Annotated in this window: 17 protein-coding genes and 1 pseudogene; 7 read left to right on the forward strand and 11 right to left on the reverse strand. The window is 68.8% G+C overall.

Translation table 11 applies throughout. The features are described 5' to 3' along the window. Positions 1–16 precede the first annotated feature (16 nt). Positions 17–1,351, forward strand: a complete 1,335-nt coding sequence (gene gdhA / locus EDD41_RS14770) for an NADP-specific glutamate dehydrogenase (RefSeq protein WP_245995667.1) — start codon at positions 17–19, stop codon at positions 1,349–1,351. Positions 1,352–1,418: 67 nt separating this feature from the next. Here gdhA and EDD41_RS14775 read toward each other — a convergent pair whose 3' ends face one another. Continuing rightward, positions 1,419–1,604, reverse strand: a complete 186-nt coding sequence (locus EDD41_RS14775; protein ID WP_094765437.1) for a hypothetical protein — start codon at positions 1,602–1,604, stop codon at positions 1,419–1,421. Between the two features lie 149 nt (positions 1,605–1,753). Here EDD41_RS14775 and EDD41_RS14780 point away from each other — a divergent pair, with 149 nt between their 5' ends. Then, on the forward strand, positions 1,754–1,993 hold the full coding sequence (locus EDD41_RS14780) for a hypothetical protein (protein WP_123576427.1): 240 nt from the start codon (positions 1,754–1,756) through the stop codon (positions 1,991–1,993). Positions 1,994–2,290: 297 nt separating this feature from the next. Continuing rightward, entirely contained in the window at positions 2,291–2,776 is a 486-nt protein-coding gene (locus tag EDD41_RS17640; protein ID WP_245995668.1) for a response regulator, read from the forward strand. 162 nt (positions 2,777–2,938) lie between these two features. Here the strand turns inward: EDD41_RS17640 and EDD41_RS14790 are convergent, their stop codons facing one another. Continuing rightward, positions 2,939–4,042, reverse strand: coding sequence for an LOG family protein (locus tag EDD41_RS14790; RefSeq protein WP_094765439.1), 1,104 nt, complete (start codon positions 4,040–4,042; stop codon positions 2,939–2,941). Positions 4,043–4,149: 107 nt separating this feature from the next. On the opposite strand from EDD41_RS14790, the gene EDD41_RS14795 reads away from it, so the two are divergent. Next, positions 4,150–5,403: an ATP-binding protein gene (locus EDD41_RS14795; RefSeq protein ID WP_123576428.1), complete on the forward strand. Its 1,254-nt coding sequence runs from the start codon at positions 4,150–4,152 to the stop codon at positions 5,401–5,403. 3 nt (positions 5,404–5,406) lie between these two features. Further along, a complete protein-coding gene (locus EDD41_RS14800; protein WP_123576429.1) occupies positions 5,407–6,297 on the forward strand; it encodes an alpha/beta fold hydrolase in 891 nt (296 codons plus the stop codon). Here the strand turns inward: EDD41_RS14800 and EDD41_RS14805 are convergent. Genes EDD41_RS14805 through EDD41_RS14815 form a run of 3 tightly spaced genes read right to left on the reverse strand, consistent with a single transcriptional unit; the run spans position 6,275 to position 9,360 of the window. Beyond that, complete coding sequence (locus EDD41_RS14805) at positions 6,275–7,186, reverse strand: carbohydrate ABC transporter permease (protein WP_123576430.1); 912 nt, start codon at positions 7,184–7,186, stop codon at positions 6,275–6,277. The two genes, EDD41_RS14800 and EDD41_RS14805, sit on opposite strands and share 23 nt — an antisense overlap. Before the next feature lies 1 nt (position 7,187). Then, the gene (locus EDD41_RS14810; RefSeq protein WP_211336671.1) at positions 7,188–8,096 is read right to left on the reverse strand and encodes a carbohydrate ABC transporter permease; all 909 of its coding nucleotides are present in this window, start codon (positions 8,094–8,096) and stop codon (positions 7,188–7,190) included. A 10-nt stretch (positions 8,097–8,106) separates the two neighbouring features. After that, positions 8,107–9,360, reverse strand: a complete 1,254-nt coding sequence (locus EDD41_RS14815) for an ABC transporter substrate-binding protein (protein WP_123576431.1) — start codon at positions 9,358–9,360, stop codon at positions 8,107–8,109. A gap of 169 nt (positions 9,361–9,529) precedes the next feature. On the opposite strand from EDD41_RS14815, the gene dxr reads away from it, so the two are divergent. Together dxr and EDD41_RS14825 are read left to right on the forward strand one after the other, a co-directional pair. After that, positions 9,530–10,765 (forward strand): 1-deoxy-D-xylulose-5-phosphate reductoisomerase, encoded by a 1,236-nt coding sequence (dxr, locus tag EDD41_RS14820; RefSeq protein ID WP_123576432.1) that lies wholly within the window; start codon positions 9,530–9,532, stop codon positions 10,763–10,765. Continuing rightward, entirely contained in the window at positions 10,762–12,051 is a 1,290-nt protein-coding gene (locus EDD41_RS14825) for a M50 family metallopeptidase (protein WP_094765442.1), read from the forward strand. Before dxr ends, EDD41_RS14825 begins: the two co-directional genes overlap by 4 nt. Before the next feature lie 3 nt (positions 12,052–12,054). Here the strand turns inward: EDD41_RS14825 and EDD41_RS14830 are convergent, their stop codons facing one another. The 6 genes and pseudogenes from EDD41_RS14830 to cobI form a co-directional block, all read right to left on the reverse strand. Then, positions 12,055–12,747 (reverse strand): precorrin-8X methylmutase, encoded by a 693-nt coding sequence (locus tag EDD41_RS14830; RefSeq protein ID WP_211336672.1) that lies wholly within the window; start codon positions 12,745–12,747, stop codon positions 12,055–12,057. Then, positions 12,728–13,972: a CbiX/SirB N-terminal domain-containing protein gene (locus EDD41_RS14835; protein ID WP_094765444.1), complete on the reverse strand. Its 1,245-nt coding sequence runs from the start codon at positions 13,970–13,972 to the stop codon at positions 12,728–12,730. The genes EDD41_RS14830 and EDD41_RS14835 overlap by 20 nt, the downstream gene beginning before the upstream one ends. Next, positions 13,969–15,808 (reverse strand): annotated as a pseudogene (cobJ, locus tag EDD41_RS14840) (precorrin-3B C(17)-methyltransferase); the annotation flags it as partial. The pseudogene cobJ and the gene EDD41_RS14835, both read right to left, overlap by 4 nt. Beyond that, positions 15,762–16,631, reverse strand: coding sequence for a precorrin-6y C5,15-methyltransferase (decarboxylating) subunit CbiE (cbiE, locus tag EDD41_RS14845; RefSeq protein ID WP_123576435.1), 870 nt, complete (start codon positions 16,629–16,631; stop codon positions 15,762–15,764). The gene cbiE and the pseudogene cobJ, both read right to left, overlap by 47 nt. Continuing rightward, complete coding sequence (gene cobM / locus EDD41_RS14850) at positions 16,604–17,494, reverse strand: precorrin-4 C(11)-methyltransferase (RefSeq protein ID WP_123576436.1); 891 nt, start codon at positions 17,492–17,494, stop codon at positions 16,604–16,606. Before cobM ends, cbiE begins: the two co-directional genes overlap by 28 nt. Then, positions 17,491–18,258, reverse strand: coding sequence for a precorrin-2 C(20)-methyltransferase (cobI, locus tag EDD41_RS14855; RefSeq protein ID WP_245995669.1), 768 nt, complete (start codon positions 18,256–18,258; stop codon positions 17,491–17,493). The genes cobM and cobI overlap by 4 nt, the downstream gene beginning before the upstream one ends. Positions 18,259–18,290: the final 32 nt, after the last annotated feature.

The raw sequence follows: 18,290 nt of genomic DNA on the forward strand, positions 1-18,290 counted from the left end.
GAACAAGGAGAACCCCGTGGCTGATCTGGACCTCGTCTACGAAACCGTCGTCAAGCGCAATCCCGGTGAGGTGGAATTCCACCAGGCCGTCAAGGAGGTGCTCGACAGTCTGAGCCCCGTCCTCAAGCGCAACCCGCAGTACACCGAGGCCAATGTGCTCGAGCGCATGTGCGAGCCGGAGCGCCAGATCATCTTCCGCGTGCCGTGGATGGACGACAAGGGCAAGGTGCAGATCAACCGCGGTTTCCGCGTCGAGTACAACTCGGCCCTCGGCCCGTACAAGGGCGGCCTGCGCTTCCACCCCAGCGTCTACCTGGGCATCATCAAGTTCCTGGGCTTCGAGCAGGTCTTCAAGAACTCGCTGACCGGCATGCCCATCGGTGGCGGCAAGGGCGGCTCTGACTTCGACCCGCGCGGCAAGTCCGATGCCGAGGTGATGCGCTTCTGCCAGTCCTTCATGACCGAGCTGTACCGCCACCTGGGCGAGTACACCGACGTGCCCGCCGGTGACATCGGCGTCGGCGGCCGCGAGATCGGCTACCTGTTCGGCCAGTACAAGCGCATCACCAACCGCTACGAGGCGGGCGTGCTCACCGGCAAGGGCCTCACCTGGGGTGGTTCCCTGGTGCGCACCGAGGCAACCGGCTACGGCACCGTGCTGTTCGCCAACCGGATGATGGAGAGCAAGGGCGCCAGCTTCGACGGCCAGCGTGTCTCCGTCTCGGGTGGCGGCAATGTGGCCATCTACGCCATCGAGAAGGCCCAGCAGCTGGGTGCCCTGGTGCACTCCTTCAGCGACTCCTCGGGCTATGTCTACGACCCGGCCGGCATCGACCTCGAGCTGCTCAAGCAGGTCAAGGAGGTGGAGCGCGGGCGCGCCGCGGACTACGTCTCGCGTCGTTCCGGCGCCGAGCTGCGCACCGAGGGTTCCGTCTGGGACATCCCCACCGACGTCGCGCTGCCCTGCGCCACCCAGAACGAGCTCCCCGTCGAGTCCGCCAAGGAACTGGTGAAGAACGGTGTCAAGGTGGTGGCCGAGGGCGCCAACATGCCCACCACCCCCGAGGGCATCGAGATCTTCCGCGGTGCCGGCGTCGCCTACGCCCCTGGCAAGGCGGCCAATGCCGGTGGCGTGGCCACCTCCGCGCTGGAGATGCAGCAGAACGCCTCGCGTGACTCCTGGAGCTTCGAGTACACCGAGGAGCGTCTGGCCAGCATCATGGAGAACATCCACGACGACTGCGTCCATACCGCCGAGGAGTACGGCGCCCCCGGCGACTACGTCCTGGGCGCCAACATCGCCGGCTTCGTCAAGGTTGCCGACGCGATGATCGCGATGGGTCTGGTCTGACCCGCAGCATCACGTTCGGTCGCCGACGGGCGGTGCACCCAGCCGGGTGCACCGCCCGTCGTCCTTCTCAGCGGTCGTACTCCACCCGGGTGCCCTTCCACCCGAGCAGCGCCACCAGTCCCAGCGTCGTGCAGAGGCCCGCCTGCAGGGCCCAGACCACCGGACCGTCGTACAGCAGGGGGGTGAACATCAGGGCCAGGTTGGTCAGGTGCATTCCGGCGTGCACCTCGATGGCGCACCACAGGGAACGCATCCGCAGCGCCCGCGGCCGAGCGTTCGGCGGGGGCTCCAGCCAATCGCCAGCAGGGTGCGGGATCAGGTGCCCGGGGTCGCGACTTTCCGGAGCACAACCATGACCCCGGTCATGGGTGCTGCGCGGTGCCCAGTCCTAGGCTTGGGGGCATGCTTCCCGCCCGCGTCCTGCGCCTGCTCGACCTGATGATTGGTCTGCTGGCCCTGATGCTGTTGACCCAGGTCTGCCTTTCCGGCGCCGGGAATCCGGGCCCGTGCACTGGGCGGCCTCACCGTGGTCACCTTCGTCCTCGGCTGGTTGGTCTGGCGCCGCCGAGGCCAGCGGCGGGCCGCAGCGCCGCGATGGTGGTGGTCGACCTGGTGGGTGCGGCGATCATCCTGCTGCTGTGAGTGTTGTTGGGGCAGGCGCTGCGTGAACTGGGGGCGCAACGTCACCGCAATGTCGAGCTGCTGGAGGAGGTGCGCCGCGCGGCCGTCACCGAACAGGAACTGATGCTGGCGGACGAGCGCTCCCGCTCCGCCCGGGCTGGTCCTGGCCGACGACGGGGGAGCGGCGGCTGGCCTGGTGCCAGGCTTCGGGCTGCGTTCCCTGGCCGAGCGTGCCCGGGAGTTGGGCGGCAGCTTCGAGGCCCGCAACGGCGAACGTGGCGTCGAGATCACCGGAATCATTCCCACCCAGGAGGAGAAGTGGCCAGGATCCTGCTCGTCGACGACCAGCAGCTGCTGCGACGTGGGCTGCGCCTGTTGCTGGAGACCGAGGACGGTCTGGAGGTGGCCGCGGAGGCCGCCGACGGCCACGAGGCGCTGGCGGTGCTGCGGGGTACCGAGGTGGACGTGGTGCTCACCGACGCCAGGATGCCCGGGATGGACGGAGTGGAACTGGTCCGCCAGCTCGCGGTGCTGCACCCGGGGCTGCCCGCCGTCGTGCTGACCACCTTCGACGACGAGGACATCATCACCGGGGCCATGGCCGCCGGCGCCGCGGGCTTCCTGCTCAAGGACGTCTCCACCACACGCCTGGCGGAGGCCATCGGCGAGGTCGCCTCGGGCGGGCTCGTGATCGACCCACGGGTGGCCCGGCTGGCCCTGGGCCGAGGCGCCCAGCGCGACGATCCGCTGGCCGTACTCACCGGCACCGAGCGGCTGGTGGCCGAGCTGGTGGCCGAGAGATGACCAATGGGGAGATCGCCCACGCGATGCACCTGTCCGAGGGGACCGTGAGAACCACGTCTCCGCCCTGCTGCGCAAGCTGGAGCAACGCGACCGTACGGGTCTGGCGCTGACCCTGTACCGCTTGCTGCACGGCTGACCCCGCCCCCGAACACGTCGAGGGCCTCAGGCCAGCAGCACCCCCGCCGCCTCGGCGACGTGGTCCACCAGGTGCAGGCGGGTGCCCATCGCCCGGTCCCGTCCCAGCGCCTCCAGGAGGGGCCAGGCGGGCAGCCGGCCGGTCCAGTAGTCCTTGCCGACCAGCACCATCGGCGTGGTCGGGGCGCCCTCCGGGGAGTAGTAGTTGCCGGTGGCGGCCTGGAAGATCTCCTGCACCGTGCCGGCGGCACCCTGCAGGTAGACGATCCCGCCCCGGCACCGCTGCAACAGGGTGTCCTCGCGGATCGCATTGGAGAAGTACTTGGCGATCACGGTCGCGAAGCCATTGGGCGGCTCGTGGCCATAGAACCAGGTGGGAATCCCGGCCGACTCTCCTGACGGCTCCCAACGTCTGCGGACCTCCAGCATGGCCCGTGCCCAGGCGGTGAGGTCTGAGCGGAAGTCGGCCGCGGCCGCCAGGACCGCGATGGCGTCGTCGAGCGCCTCCGGCTGCCCCGCCAGATAGGCGCCCAGGTTGGCTGCCTCCATGGCGCCCGGGCCACCGCCGGTCATCACCAGTCGGCCGCCTCGGGTCAGCTCCCCGGCCAAGGTCGCGGCCTCGCGGAAGGTGCCGGTGCCACGGGCCGCGGCATGGCCCCCCATGATGCCGATCGTCATCGCGTCGGGCCGGGTGCGGGACCAGTCGTCGAGGGACTCGCTCATCGAGTGGTCGTGCAGGCTCATCGCCAGGGTGGCGCCGAGGCTGGGCTGGTTGCCCTGCGCGCGATGCCAGGCGTAGATCAGTGCGTCGTGGCTTGCGGTGTAGTCCTGACCGGTGATCACGGCATCGAACAGGTCGGGTGCCTCGTACAGCCGGGGACGGTAGGGATTGAAGGGCAGCTCCGGCAGCCGCGGGAAGACCAGAGCGCCGCGGCTGCGCAGGGACTCGTCGAGCCCGGGGCGCAGGATGCAGCCCAGGAAGATGGCGCCGTCCACCGAGGTGCGCTTGAGCAGCTCGGCGCGCTCTGTGAGGTCCACCGACTGCACCACGCACCGGTCCAGGTGCAGGCCTCGCGCTAGATGCGCGTCGAAGGCCTCCAGCGTGTCGATCTCGTGCTCCACGGGCGTCATGCGGCAAGCCTAGCCAGTGACGGCCAGAGCCCCAGGGTCGGACAAAAGGTATCGCAGAGAACGGACAAAAGGTATCGTAGGATGCAGACAAAAGGTATCGTGGAGTCATGTTTTACCTGCCTCGAACCATTGACCTGGAGCTTGACGAGCTGATGCCCGGGGCGCCGGCAATCGCGCTGGATGGTCCCAAGGGCGTCGGGAAGACCGGCACGGCAGAGCGCCGGGCCTCGCAGGTGTGGACCCTGGACGATCCCGCGCAAAGCCAACGGCTCGAGGCGGACTTCGGCCTGACGGGAATTGCTCCCCAAGGAACAGTTCTCCTTGACGAATGGCAGCGCTTGCCACAGGTCTGGGATTCCGTGCGGCGCAGTGTGGACGGAGGAGCTGCGCCGGGGAGATTCCTGCTCACCGGTTCCGCGACTCCGGTGTCGGCTCGAGGGACACACAGTGGTGCCGCGAGGATCCTCTCGCTGAGAATGCGCCCGATGGCCCTGCACGAGCGTGGCGTCATGGAGCCGACCGTCTCGCTCGCCCGTCTGCTGGAGGGAACCGCTGGGTCGTTGGGTGGCCAGACGGAGTTGGCCCTGACTGACTATGCATCGGCCATCATCGGCAGTGGCTTCCCGGGAGCGCTGGAGCTCGCTCCGCGCCTGCGCCGAGCATTCCTCGACGCCTACCTGGCTCGTGTGATTGACCGGGACCTCCCAGAACTTGGGCGCGATGTGCGCCGACCAGAGACACTGCGTCGTTGGTTGCGGGCCTACGCAGCAGCGTCGTCAACCACCACTGCCTACTCGAGGTTGCTGGACTCGACGACGGCCGGAGACGGAGACCAGCCGTCCAAGATGACAACCATGGCCTACCGGGAGCACCTCTCGCAGCTCTTCCTGCTGGAGCCGGTGCCCGGGTGGTTGCCCAGTCAGAGCGCCATGAGCCAGCTGCGGCAATCGCCCAAGCACCAGTTGGCCGACCCCGCACTGGCGGCGCGCCTGCTCGGCTTGGGGGAGACAAGCCTGATGGCCCCGCGCGGCGCGGCGATGTTGGGCCCCCTGTTCGAGTCCTTGGTGACCTTGGGCGTTCGGGTGATGGCCCAGGCCGCCGAGGCGACTGTCAGCCACCTGCGCACCAAGGCGGGTGAGCACGCAGTCGACCTCATCGTTGAGGCAGATGACGGAAGAGTGCTCGCCATCGAGGTGAAGCTCGCGGCGTCGGTGGAGGACTCCGATGTCCGGCACCTGCTGTGGCTCCGTGACCGGATGCCGGAGCAGGTGGTGGACCTGGTGGTCGTGACCACTGGAGCCCATGCGTACCGACGAAGCGATGGCGTTGCCGTGGTGCCACTGGCCCTGCTGGGGGCCTGAGACATGGGTGAGTTCTGGCACAGGACCGACGGCGGGATCCGGCTGTGGTGTCGGACCGAGGGGCCGGAGGTGGCGCCATCGACGGTGGTCCTCACCCACGGCTATGCGCAGGCCAGCGGTTGCTGGCACGCCCAATTGGACTTCCTCGTGGCTCAGGGACTGCGCGTACTGGTCTGGGACCTGCGGGGGCATGGACGCTCCCAGCGGCCCGATGACGCGGCCAGTTGCACCATCGACCGGATTGCCGACGACCTCGCCGAGCTGGTGAAGGCCCACTGCCCGGGGCCGGTGGTGCTGGTGGGGCACTCGATGGGCGGGATGGCGCTGATGGCCCTGGCAGAGCGGCACCCGGACCTGGTGCGGGAGCGTGTGGCGGGCGTCGGCTTCGTCGCAACCTCCGCGACGGGGGAGGGCCTTGGTTTCCTGGGTGTTCGTCGCGCCGCGCACCTGGTGCAGACGCTCGCCTTGCCCGTCTTCGGAGCCTTCGCCCGGCATCAGGAGACGATGCTGCGGCTGCGCCGGATCGGCCTGCCGCTGGAGGCACCGGTGATGTGGGCCAGTTGCTGCGGTCTGGGGACCAGCTGGGAGGACCTGCGGCTGACCGGTCAGATGGGTGCCGACGCGGGCTTCGCGACGATGACAGCCTTCCTGCCGGCGCTGTCCAGCCACCGTCGGACACGGGCCCTGGCGGCCTATCGCGGGCTCCCGAGCCTGGTGCTCAGCGGCAGCTGGGACCTGATCGTCCCGCCCGAGGCATCGGATGCCATCGCCGAGGAGCTTCCCAGTTGCCGACGGGTGGTCGTGCCCCGGGCCGGCCACAACGTGATGATGGCCGGCCCGGAACAGGTGGGGGAGGAGTTGCGTCGGTTGGCTACTTCTGCGAACCGCGCATGATCCCGGAGATCACCCAGCGCTGGGCGATCATGTAGACCAGCACCATCGGGGCGATCGCCATCAGGTAGGAGGCGAAGGCCACGGTGTAGTTGGTGTTGAACTGGCCCTGGAAGACGTACTGCGCCAGCGGCAATGTCTGCTTGTCAGGATCCGTCAGGATCACCAGGGGCAGCAGGAAGTCATTCCACGCCCACAGGCAGGTGAGGATGCCCACCGTCGCGTTCATCGGGGTGAGCAGCGGGAAGATGATCTTCCAGAAGATCCCCCAGCGCGAGGCGCCCTCCAGGGAGGCTGACTCCTCGAGCTCCATCGGCACGGACTTGATGTAGCTGGTGTAGAGCAGGATGTTGAAGGCCAGCCCATAGACCGCGTACAGCAGGATCAGGCCCACCTCGTTGTCCAGGTGCAGCAGCGCCGTCTCCCGCACCACCGGCAGCATGATGATGGGGAAGGGCACGAACAGCGCGATCACGAAGTAGTAGTACAGGGCCTTGACCCATTTGCGGTCCAGGTTGCGGGCAATGGCATAGGCCACCATCGAGTTGGTCAGCAGGGTCAGGGTCACCGCGCCGATGGTGATGACCAGGGAGGTCCAGAAGCGCTTGGGGAATTCGGTCAGTTCCCAGGCCTGCTTGAAATTGTCCAGGCTCCACCTGCCGGGCAGTCCGAAGCCCGACTCCGCCAGTTCGGTGGGGGTCTTGAAGGCGGTGACCAGCGCGAACCACAGGGGCACGAGGATGGTCAGCGCCAGCAGGGCCAGGATGATGGTCGCGATCCAGTTGGTGCCCTGGCCGGACTTGCTGCGTCGTCGACGAATGGGCGGCTGCGCCTGCGGCTCCAGGCTTGCGACGTCTGTCTGGGAGACCTGGGAGATGGCTTGTTCGGACATGTCAGAGCCTTTCCTGGGACTGGAAGAAGCGCAGCTGGGCGAGTGACAGGAAGACGACGATCAGGAAGTAGATGATGCCGTTGGCCGTCTGGTAGGCGTACTCGCCGCCCTGGAAGCCGTTCTTGAAGATGAGGTAGGAGATGGACTGGGTGCTGGTGCCCGGTCCGCCGCCGGTCAGGGCGACGACCTGGTCGAAGACACCGAGCGAGCCCTTGAAGCTGAGCACCATGTTGATGCCCATGAAGGGGATGATCAGTGGCAGCGTGATGTGCAGGAGGTTCTTCCAGCCGCTGGCACCGTCGATGGAGGAGGCCTCGTAGACGGAGCTGTCGATGGTCTGCAGGCCGGACAGGTAGATGATCGTGTTGTAGGCGACGGCCTGCCAGACGCCGACGAAGACGATCGCCACCCAGGCGTACTTCTCGTTGGCCAGCAGGGAGGTGGACAGCACCTCGATGCCGAGCTTCTCGCCGATCAACGGCAGGTTGTTGGTGAACAAGTAGCCGAAGATGTAGCTGACGATCAGCACGGGCAGGATGTTCGGCAGGAAGAACAGGCCACGCCAGAAGGTCTGCCCCTTGATCTTCTCGTTGAGCAGCAGAGCCAACGCCAGGGCGATGATGTTGATCAGGATCGTCGCGGCGATGGCGTACTTGAAGGTGAACAGGTAGGACTCCCAGATGATGTTGTCCCTGAACAGGCTGATGTAGTTGCTCAGCCCGATCATGTGCCAGTCGCCGTAGCCCTTGAAATTGGTGAAGGTGTAGAACAGGCCGGTCAGGAAGGGCACCATGAGCAGGCCGGTGAAGAGCAGGAAGGCGGGGATCAGCATCGCCAGATAGGCGGGTTCGATCCGGCGACGGCCGCGCTCGGCGGTCATGTCCGGGGTGTCGGGTGCGATGGTGGACATCGACGTCTCCTTACTGGGTGCGCTGCAGGCGGGAGACGACCTTGTCCCACTGCTCGTCGAGGGTGGAGGCGAACTTCTTGGCGTCGCCGTCGATCAGGAACTGCTGCATATAGGCGTTCAGCGTGACCGCCTGTGGGAAGTTGTGGTCCGAGTAGGTGCTCACCTGGTTCCTGTCGAAGTAGGGGACCAGACCCTGCAGTGCCGGGTCGGTGGCCTTCATCCCCTTGAGCGTGGGGAAGGCGACCTGCTCGTCGCAGTAGGCCTTGAGGTTCGCGGGCTTCATCAGGTGCTCGATGAAGGCGAGCTGCTCCGCCTCGTGACGGGGCTCGACGCCCATGGTGAGGGCGACATCGACGCCGGAGACCACCTTGGTGTCCTTGGCATCCTCGGCCGGGGTCGCGAAGGTGCCCAGGTTGATCTCCTTGTTGTAGGAGCGGATCGCGGGGATGGCGTAGGTGCCGTGCAGGTACATGGCCGCCTCGCCCTTGGCGAAGGCCTGGTTGGCGTCGTTGTAGCCCAGTGCGTACCTGTTCTTGTTGCCGTAGCCGGCGAGCTTCTTCATCTTCTCCATGACGGGCAGGAGGTCGGTGAAGCTGTGCTCGCCCTTGGCTCGGGCCGCGTACCAGGCGGCGACACCGTCGGTCAGGTGGCCTGCGCTGATGGAGCTGAACATGGGGGCGCCGGTCCAGTTGTCCTTGAAGCCCCAGACGAAGGGGTCGATCTTCTTGGCGGTGAGCTCGTCACACAGCTCGACGAACTCGGCCCAGGTGGTGGGCGGCTTCACGCCGGCCTTGTCGAAGACGTCGACGTTGTAGATCACGCCGGAGCCGTTGTTGGCGAAGGGCAGGCCGTTGACCTGGCCCTCGCCGCCGGTGCCCAAGGTGGGAAGGATCTCCCCGATGCCGGGCTGGACGGCCTCCATCAGGGAGGTCTTGGAGAAGTCGTAGAAGACATTGGTCTTCGCCAGCGAGCCGTAGCCGTAGTCACCGTTGATGGTGATCAGGTCAGGGAAGTTGTCCTTGACCAGGCGGACGCGCAGGGCCGTGATGTTGTCGGCCTGGAAGTTCTGGTTCACCTGGGTGCCGGGATTGGCCGCGTTGAACTGTTCGCAGATCTTGTCGAAGAGCTTGATGGCTTCGGACTTGAACTGGAAGAGTTCGAGTTGCATCGGTCCGCCGGAACCAGACGAGCAGCCGCCGAGCGCAAGGCCTCCCGCGGCGCCCAGCGAGCCGAGGACCAGACCCCGGCGTGTGATGGATGACATGCCTTCTCCTTCGGAGGGATGGTGACGGGACGACATAGTCCAAATACTTTCGTCACAAAACTTAAATCCATCCCTCACGTTACACGAGGGGGTCCTGGCCATGGCACACCCGGGTGGTGGGTCAGCGAGCAGCTGGCCACCCCGGAAAGTGTCAGCGGGCTGTGTCAGGATGAATGACGTGGCAGAACATGAGACTCGCAATGTGGTGATCCTGGGCAGCACGGGATCGATCGGTACCCAGGCCCTGGAGGTCATCTCGACGCGTCGGGAGCGATTCCGGGTGGTGGGGCTGGCCGCGGGGGGCTCCGACGTGGCCCAGTTCGCCGCCCAGATCCTGGACTTCCAGCCGCGGGTGGTCGCGTTGGCGAAGGCCACGGCGGGTCAGGACCTGCAGTTGGCGCTCTACGCCGAGGCCAAGAAGCGTGGCTGGAGTGAGGGTGAGCTCACCCTGCCCAAGATCCTGCTGGGTCCCAATGCCGCCACCGAGCTGGCCGGCATGGAATGCGACGTCGTGCTCAACGGCATCACCGGCGCCGCGGGCCTGCAGCCGACGCTGGCGACGCTGTCCGCCGGGACGACCCTGGCGTTGGCCAACAAGGAGTCCCTGGTGATCGGCGGACGGCTGGTCACCGAGGCCGCCGCCCCCGGCCAGATGGTAGCCGTCGACTCCGAGCACTCGGCCTTCGCCCAGTGCCTGCGCGCCGGCACCGCCGACGAGGTCCGTCGACTCATCCTCACCTGTTCCGGCGGCCCCTTCCGTGGCCGCAGCCGAGAGGAACTCACCGACGTGACACCAGCCCAGGCCAGCGCCCACCCCAGCTGGGACATGGGACGGGTCATCACCATCAACTCCGCCACGCTGGTCAACAAGGGCCTCGAACTGCTGGAGGCCGGCCTGCTCTACGGCGTGGGCCTGGACGACATCACCGTCGTCGTCCACCCGGGCTCGATCGTGCACTCCATGGTGGAATTCCACGATGGTGCCACCATCGCCCAGGCCAGCCCGCCGGACATGAAGCTGCCCATCGCCCTCGGCCTGGACTGGCCACACCGCATCGCGGACGCCTCCAGGCCCAATGACTGGTCGAGCCCCGTGGACTGGCACTTCGAACCCGTCGACAACGACGCCTTCCCGGCCGTCGAGCTGGCCCGGCACTGCGGCAAGCTCGGCGGCTCCGCGCCGGCGGTCTACAACGCCGCCAACGAGGTGCTGGTCGACGCCTTCTGCGACGGACGGATCGGTTTCGTGGACATCGTCGACACCATCGCCGTCGTCGTGGAGGACCACATGAAGCTCACCGGCGAGCCCGGCGGACACCTCACCGATGAGGAGATGAGCGTCGAGGGTGTGCTGGCCGCGGACGCATGGGCCCGTCAACGTGCCGCGGAGGTAGTTGGGGCATGAGCCTGCTGGTGACCGTGCTGGCCGCGATCGGCTTCTTCGCGCTGATCATGGCCTCCATCGCGCTGCACGAGATCGGGCACCTGCTGCCCGCCAAGCTCTTCGGCGTCAAGGTCACCCAGTACTTCGTCGGTTTCGGCAAGAACCTGTGGCGCACTCGCCGCGGGGAGACCGAGTACGGCATCAAGCTGCTGCCTCTGGGTGGCTATGTCCGGCTGGTGGGGATGTACCCTCCACGGCGCGCCGGATCCACCGCGACCCCGGGGCTGCTGGCCCGGCTCGCCGATGAGGCGCGTGACGTGGAGTACGAGGACATCTCCCCGGCCGACGAGGGGCGGCTCTTCCATCAGAAGCCCGTCTGGCAGAAGGTCATCGTGATGGCCGGTGGACCCCTGATGAACCTGCTCTTGGCCTTCGTCATCCTGGGCGGCATCAATGGCATCCACGGCCAGTACCGCACCCAGCTGGTGGCGGACCAGGTCAGCGAGTGCGTCGTGCCCGTCACCCGCAGTGACCGCACCTGCCGCGAGGGAGACCCGGCGGCACCCTCCCGCGTCGCCGGCATCCAACCGGGAGACCGGATCCTTGCCTTCAACGGTGTCCAGACGCAGTCCTGGGACCAGCTCAGCGACATGATCCGGGCCAATGGAGCCGGGCCGGCGCAACTGGTCGTCGAGCGCGACGGCCAGCAGATCACGCTGCCCAGCACCCACACCATCGTCACCGGCATGAGGGGCCGGCTGGACCCGTCGAAGACCGTCGAGGCCGGCTTCCTGGGCGTCACGCCCCGCGCCGAACTCGAACGCGGCGGCCTGGTGGTCACCGCCCAGGACCTGTGGCTGCAGACCCGTCGTTCGGTGACCGCGTTGGCCACCTTCCCGGTGAAGGTCTGGAATGTGGCCACCGATCTGGCCACCGGCCAGCAGCGCGACGCGAACGGCCCGATCTCCATCATCGGTGCCAGCCGTGCCGCCGGTGAGATCGCCGGCACTCACCAGCTGACCACCGGGGACAAGATCGCCTCCTGGTTCGGAATGCTGGCCTCGGTGAACCTGTTCGTCTGCCTGCTCAACTGCATCCCCCTGCCGCCCCTCGACGGCGGACACATCGCAGGAGCCCTCTACGAGGGTCTCAAGCGTGGGGGAGCGCGACTGCTGGGCCGCCCGGACCCCGGCCACGTCGACACGGCCCGGATGCTGCCCGTGGCCTACGGCGTAGGCGGCTTCCTCGCGGTGGCCGGGGCGGTACTGATCCTCGCGGACCTGATCAGCCCCATCAAGCTCTTCTAGCGTTCAGCCGCGGATCCGGTCCAGCATCGCCTGGTTGGTGTGCTCGTCGGTGGAGGCGATCGCGTTCACCGCGCTCACCGCGATGGCCGAACCACCCCGCCGCCCCTTCAGGGTCAGGAATTCCAGCCCCAGGTCATTGTCCGCCAGGGCCTGTTTCGACTCCGCAGCCCCGACGAACCCGACAGGAATGCCCACCACGGCAGCCGGGCGGATCCCGGTGTCCCGCACGACCTCCAGCAGCCGGAACAGGGAGGTGGGAGCATTGCCGATCGCCACCACAGCGCCGTTCAGCAGCCCCTGCTGCGCCCACAGCTCCACGGCGGTCATCGTCTTGGTGATGCCCTTGGCCTTCGCCAGCTCCGCCACCTCCGGGTGCTGCAGCAGGCAGACCACCTGGTTGTCCTTCGGCAGGCGGGAGCGGATGATGCCGGTGGCCACCATCGTCGAGTCGCACAGGATCGGGGCGCCGTCCAGCAGCGCCTCACGGGCGGCGGAGACCACGCCGTCGCTCCAGGCCAGGTCATCGACGATGTCGGTCTGGGCGCTGGCGTGGATCATCCGCACCGCGACCGGGGCCAGGTCGTCGGGCAGCCGCACCAGATTGGCCTCCGCCCGGATGATCCGGAAGCTCTCGTCGTAGATCGCCGAGCCGTCGGTGATGTAGTCGTACTGCACGTCAGTCCTCCTCGGAGGCATGCGCCTCGCTGTCCAACAGGGTCATCACACGGTGGCGCAGCGCGATCGAACCGCGCGGGTCCCGCCGGCCCACCACGCCCAGCGTGAAGGCCCCGTGGCGGGCCGTCGCCGGGGTCCAGGCCGTTCCTGCCCGGGCGTCGTCAGCGCGCACACAGAACACGCCCTGCTCCTCGCAGGCATCGCTGACCAGGGCGTTCGCAGCAGCATCGTCACAGGCCGCCAGCACATACCAGGCGCCGTGCACGTCCTCTGCGGCCACCGGGCGCTGCTCCCAGCGCACGCGCCCGTCCGCGGCGAGGTCGGTGACCCGTGGCGACGCGACGGGGGCGACGACGGTGACATCGGCACCGGCATCCAGGAACTTGTCGATCCGACGGCTGGCGACCCGCCCGGCGCCGGCCACCAGCACCCGGCGTCCCGACAGGTCCAGACCGGCCAGGTAGACCGGCGACCCCTCGGCCTCCTCGGTGCTGGCCCGCAGTTCGGCCTCGCCCTCCCGGAAGCGTTCGGCCACCACGCGTGCCAACCCCTCGCAGGGCCCGATCACCCCGGCCACGCGGACCTGCACCTCGGGGTTTGCGGACTGCCAGGCTGCGGACTGTTCGGCCAGCCACTTCTCCAGCCGGCCGGTGAACAGGAAGTTGGGGGCCACCACGATCTGCGTCGCCCCGTGCTGCCGTGCCCGGTCAAGGGCACTGGCAAGGTCTGGCTGCACCACCTGGATGAATCCCGGCACCACGTCCGGCGCGCCACGGCGCTCCTGCACCAGGCGTGCCAGGGCACAGTGGTCCGCATTGGCCTGCGCCATCAGCGAACCGCGGCCCACCAGCACGACGGATGTCTCGGCCTGGCTCCAGGCCTCGTCGCCGTGGGCGAGGGCCTCCTCGATCCGGTCGTCGAGGACCGCAAGCAGGTGGCCGTGTGCGCCCAGGTGCGCGGTCTGCACCACGCGGCCGGGCCGTCCCTGTCCCGCGAGGATCTCGGCGGGGATGTCGTGCTGGACATGGGCTCCGGTGCCCACCATCAGCGGCACCACCACCACGGGGCCGGTGTCGGACAGTTCGGCGACGACCTCGTGGATGGAGGGCTCCACCAGCTCCACGAAACCCGCCTCGACCCGGGTGCCGGGCAGTTGGGCGCGGACCTGCGCCACCAGATCGTGGCACTGGCCGACGCCGGCACCGACCCGGGTGCCGTGCGCGGCGATCACCAGTGAGGTGCTCATGCGGAGGCTTCCGGATCCTGTGCGGTGGCGGGGGCGACCAGCCAGCCCCGGGCATCGCGCTCCCGAGTGTCCTCGCCACCCATCCATTGGTAGTCGCGCGGGGTGACGATGCGCTGCTCACCGTCGCCGGTGCTCACGAAGCGGGTCCGGGAGGACCCGACGACCACCAGCGAGTTCATGTCCACCCAGTCCGGTTGGAAGTTCGCCAGCGTGGAGGTGATGACCTTCTGCCGCTGGCGGGTGGCCTGCTGCACGACGGCCACTGGTGTGGTGGGCGGGCGGTGCGCACCCAGGATCTCCAGCGCGCGGGGCAGGTGCATCCGTCGGGTCCGGGAGCGCGGGTTGTACAGGGTGACGACGAAGTCACCGATGGCCGCCCCCTCCAGCCGCTGCTCGATCACGCGCCAGTCCGTGTGCAGGTCGCTCAGCGAGATCGTCGCGTGGTCGTGCCCGAGCGGCGCGCCCAGGATGGCTGAGACCGCCAGTTCCGCGGTGACGCCGGGAATGACCTCCAGGTCGATCCCGCCGGTGCCCTGCTCCAGCACGGGGGAGGCCATCGCGTAGATGGCCGGGTCCCCGCCGCAGACCAGCACGACACGCTTGCCGGCTCGGGCCTCGTCGATGGCCTGCGCGGTGCGCTGCGCCTCGGTGCCCATCTTCGACGACTGGACGGTGGCACCGGCCCGGGCCAGGTCACGGATCTGCTTCACATAGGGGCCGTAGCCGAGCACCAGGTTGGCCTGCTGGATGGCCTTGCGGGCCCGCGGGGCGAGCAGGTCCCGGGCACCGGGGCCGAGGCCGACGACCTGCAACAACCCGCGCACGGGAAGCCGGCCGATGGCGCAGGTGGCCTCCGGGGTCTTGTGCTTCTCGACCACCAGGCTGGCGCCGTGGGCCATCACCGACGCCTCGCTCACCGAGGGAGCGCCGACGGCGTCCAGGGCGTGCTGCGACGGGTTGGGTGCCTCGAAGCGGTTCAGTTCCTCACTGGTGTAGTCCACCAGCGGAACGCCCAGCTGGTGTGCCAGTTGCAACAGGCCCAGCTCGCCGGCCTTGGCCTCGTGTGTGGTGATGGCGACGACGCTCGCGGGGTGCAACCCGGCATCGGCCAGGGTGGCGTCGAAGAGCGCACGCAATGACTCGACGCTGGTGCCCTTGTTGCAGCCCATCCCGACGACCAGGGACTTGGGGTGCAGGGTCACGGTGGGCAGGCTCCCCGCCTCCGGCTCGTTCCCGTCGGTCACCACGATGCGCGCGACCGGGCCGACGGCATCCTCGCTGACGCTGGGCGCCAGCTGGGCGACGGGCCATCCGAGGCCGCGGTCCAGCAGCACCGGACGTCCGTCGAGCATGGCGCGGGTGACGGCGGCGACGTCGCCCTCGTGCGCCCAGTCCAGGGTGTCGAGGGCCTGCAGGCCGGTGGCGTCGGTGGCGGTGGTGAGCACCGCGGTGCCACCCAGCGCCTCGCTGATGGCGGCGGCCAGTTCGTTGGCGCCGCCGACGTGTCCGCCGACCAGGGGCACGGCGAAGCGGCCCGCCTCGTCGACGACCACGACACCGGGGTCGGTGTGCTTGTCCTCGAGCAGCGGGGCGATCAGCCGGGTGGTGGCGCCCAGGGCGAGGTGGGAGACGATCAGGTCCGCCTCCCGCCAGGCCTGCGGGAGCATCTCACCGGCGGGGCCGTCGAGGTGCGTGGAGCTGATGTCCAGCGCGGCGTCGATGGCCGCGGCATGGTCGCGGGCGGGCTGGGAATTGGTGACCTGGGCGATCCGGGCGCTGCTCCAGTTCCTCATGACAGGACTCCTTCGTCGATCGTCCAGGTGGGGGTGCCGGGGGGTGTGGGGTTCTCGTCGAGGTCGACGACGGCGGCCCCGTTGTGCCGGGCCAGTTCGCCCACCTGGCGGCCGGTGCCGCCGCGCACCCACAGGGTGTCGCCGAGCCGGGGGAGGAGGCGGCAGAAGATCCGCGCCGCCTCGTCGTCGACCTGCGGAAGGGGTGCCTCGGGGCGCGGTGCACCCAGCCGCCACCCGACGGAGCCGGTCAGCGCTGGGTCGAGCACCAGCACCACATTGGGCTGCGCGATGTCGTCGAGTTCCAGTGCCTCGGCCCCGGTGAGGCGCCGGACCCGCTGGTCGGTCTCGCCGAGGCGTTCGCACAACCAGTAGGTGCGCCGCAGGTCCGCCAGGCCGGCCGCGAGTTCGCGGATGCCCTGGTCCGGGCCGGTCATCACGGCCACCTTGCCCCAGGCACGGCACACGGCCAGACCGGGCGCGAGGTCGCGGCCGTGGACACTGACCACCTCCGCGTCGTCCCACGGCAGGCCCGCGGCGGCGAAGGCCGCGGCCACCGAACTGGGTTCGGGCACGACCTCAAGGTCCAGTCCGGCGGCACGCAGGCGTCGCACGATCCCGAACAGGCCGGGGTCTCCGGAGGCGATCACGACGATCCGGGCGTCGTCCCCGGCCTCGACGATCTTCGGCACCGCCGTCGAGAGCGCGCCGAGCACGATGCGTCGCTCCTCGGGCACCTCCAGAGCGTCGAGGTGGCGCCGGCCGCCCACCACCAGGTTCGCAGTGGCGGCCTCGTCGCGCAGGGCCTGGCTGGATTGGCCCAGGTAGCCATGGACGCGGATCATCGGGTCTCCTCGTGCGTCGAGCATGTCGAGGGGTCGGCCAGCGCCCCACGTCGGCGCAGCTCGTCCTGCGCCTGGGGGTCGGCGGGGCGGTACTCGTGACGGAAGCCCGGGTGGTAGAGGTGTGAGCGCTTGACCATCGGGCCCTCCGCCAGCGCCGGGCCCACCAGCACCACGGTGTGCTTCCACAGGTGGTGCTCCTTCATGGTGGCGTGCAGCTCCCCGAGGGTGCAGCGCAGCATCATCTCGTCGGGCCAGCTGACCTGGTGGCCGACGATGCACGGCGTCTGCGGCGGGTAGCCGCCGGCCAGCAGTTCCTCCTGGAGCACCTTGTTCCGGGCGGCGGAGAGGTAGAGGGCCATGGTGGCGCCGTGCTGGGCGAAGCCGCGCACCGTCTCCTTCGGCGGCATCGGCGTACGACCGCCCTCGAGCCGGGTCAGGATCAGCGACTGGCTGACCTCTGGCATGGTGATCTCGACGTCCATCCGGGCCGCCGCGGCGGAGAAGGCACTCACGCCGGGCACCGTCTCGTATGCGACGCCGAGCCGGTCGCACAACTGGCGCTGTTCGGCGGTGGCGCCGTAGATCGACGGGTCGCCGGTGTGCACGCGGGCGATGAGCTGACCGTCCAGGGCACGCCGGTAGTGCGGCTCCAGGTCTTCCAGCGGGATGCTGGCGGAGTCGATGACCTCCGCGCCCGGCTTGTGGTCTGCGACGATGCCGGGGTGTACCAGGGACGAGGCCCAGATGATCACGTCGGCCTGCGCGATGATGCGCGCGCCGCGCACGGTGATCAGGTCTGCGGCACCGGGGCCGGCACCGACGAAGACGACGCGTCCGGGGGCTTCCTGCACGTTCCCCGAGCTTGTCGAGGGGGCATTGGCGGTCACAGGGCACCTCCGGTGCTGGTTCGCTCCGGCGTGGTGAGCACGGCGGAGAAGTAGGGGGCGGTGGCCTCGGCGTCGAGGTCCGCGAGGTCTGCCAGGGTCTGCTCCGGCAGCGAGACATTGGTCCCGACGACGGCGCTTCGTCCGTGCTCGTCGAGGATGGCGCGCAGGGCCGGCAACTGTCGCCCGCCCTTGTAGATGCAGACCGAGTCGGCGACTTCGAGGACCTCGCCCAGACCTGTCAAGTCACGGGTGGCGGGGACCAGGGCGAGCACCTCGGTGCCCTCACACAGCGGAGTGCCGGAGTTCGCCGCGAGCGCCTGCATGGCGGTGATGCCGGGCGCCAACCGCACCTCGACGTCGGAGAGACGCTCCCTGACGGTGCCGGTCAGGTAGCTGAAGGTGGAGAAGACGCTGGGGTCGCCGACCGTCGCCATGGCCACCACGCCCGCGCCGGCCTCGAAGTGGGTGATGGCGGCATCGGCGGAGGCCTGCCAGGACTCGCGCCGCTTCTCGGTGACACCCTTGCGGTCTCCCATGGAGAAGGGGATCCGCTCGATGCGCGCCTCTGGTGCGACGGCGGTCACGATCTGTTCGGCGCGTCCGGGGCCGTCCCCGGAGGCTTCGGTGGCGGGCACCAGCACGACGTCGGCCTCGGCCAGCAGCCGCGCTGCCTGCAGGGTGACGAGTTCCGGGTCTCCCGGTCCAACTCCCACGCCGACGAGCACACGGCGGGGGCCATTGTCGGCATGCACGGTTCTGCTCACTGCTCCTCCTGGGGTCGCTCGCCCACATCACG

The sequence above is a fragment of the Luteococcus japonicus genome (genome assembly GCF_003752415.1).
Lineage (GTDB): Bacteria > Actinomycetota > Actinomycetes > Propionibacteriales > Propionibacteriaceae > Luteococcus > Luteococcus japonicus.

Excerpts from the sequence above, each read along its gene's own strand:
- EDD41_RS14830 (WP_211336672.1), bottom strand. The coding sequence starts at position 12,747 with ATGCCTCCGAGGAGGACTGACGTGCAGTACGACTACATCACCGACGGC.
- EDD41_RS14800 (WP_123576429.1), top strand. The coding sequence starts at position 5,407 with ATGGGTGAGTTCTGGCACAGGACCGACGGCGGGATCCGGCTGTGGTGT.
- dxr (WP_123576432.1), top strand. The coding sequence starts at position 9,530 with ATGAATGACGTGGCAGAACATGAGACTCGCAATGTGGTGATCCTGGGC.
- EDD41_RS14835 (WP_094765444.1), bottom strand. The coding sequence starts at position 13,972 with ATGAGCACCTCACTGGTGATCGCCGCGCACGGCACCCGGGTCGGTGCC.
- EDD41_RS14775 (WP_094765437.1), bottom strand. The coding sequence starts at position 1,604 with ATGCGTTCCCTGTGGTGCGCCATCGAGGTGCACGCCGGAATGCACCTG.
- EDD41_RS14795 (WP_123576428.1), top strand. The coding sequence starts at position 4,150 with ATGTTTTACCTGCCTCGAACCATTGACCTGGAGCTTGACGAGCTGATG.
- EDD41_RS14805 (WP_123576430.1), bottom strand. The coding sequence starts at position 7,186 with ATGTCCGAACAAGCCATCTCCCAGGTCTCCCAGACAGACGTCGCAAGC.
- EDD41_RS14780 (WP_123576427.1), top strand. The coding sequence starts at position 1,754 with ATGCTTCCCGCCCGCGTCCTGCGCCTGCTCGACCTGATGATTGGTCTG.
- EDD41_RS14815 (WP_123576431.1), bottom strand. The coding sequence starts at position 9,360 with ATGTCATCCATCACACGCCGGGGTCTGGTCCTCGGCTCGCTGGGCGCC.
- EDD41_RS14825 (WP_094765442.1), top strand. The coding sequence starts at position 10,762 with ATGAGCCTGCTGGTGACCGTGCTGGCCGCGATCGGCTTCTTCGCGCTG.
- EDD41_RS14810 (WP_211336671.1), bottom strand. The coding sequence starts at position 8,096 with ATGTCCACCATCGCACCCGACACCCCGGACATGACCGCCGAGCGCGGC.
- EDD41_RS14790 (WP_094765439.1), bottom strand. The coding sequence starts at position 4,042 with ATGACGCCCGTGGAGCACGAGATCGACACGCTGGAGGCCTTCGACGCG.
- cbiE (WP_123576435.1), bottom strand. The coding sequence starts at position 16,631 with ATGCTCGACGCACGAGGAGACCCGATGATCCGCGTCCATGGCTACCTG.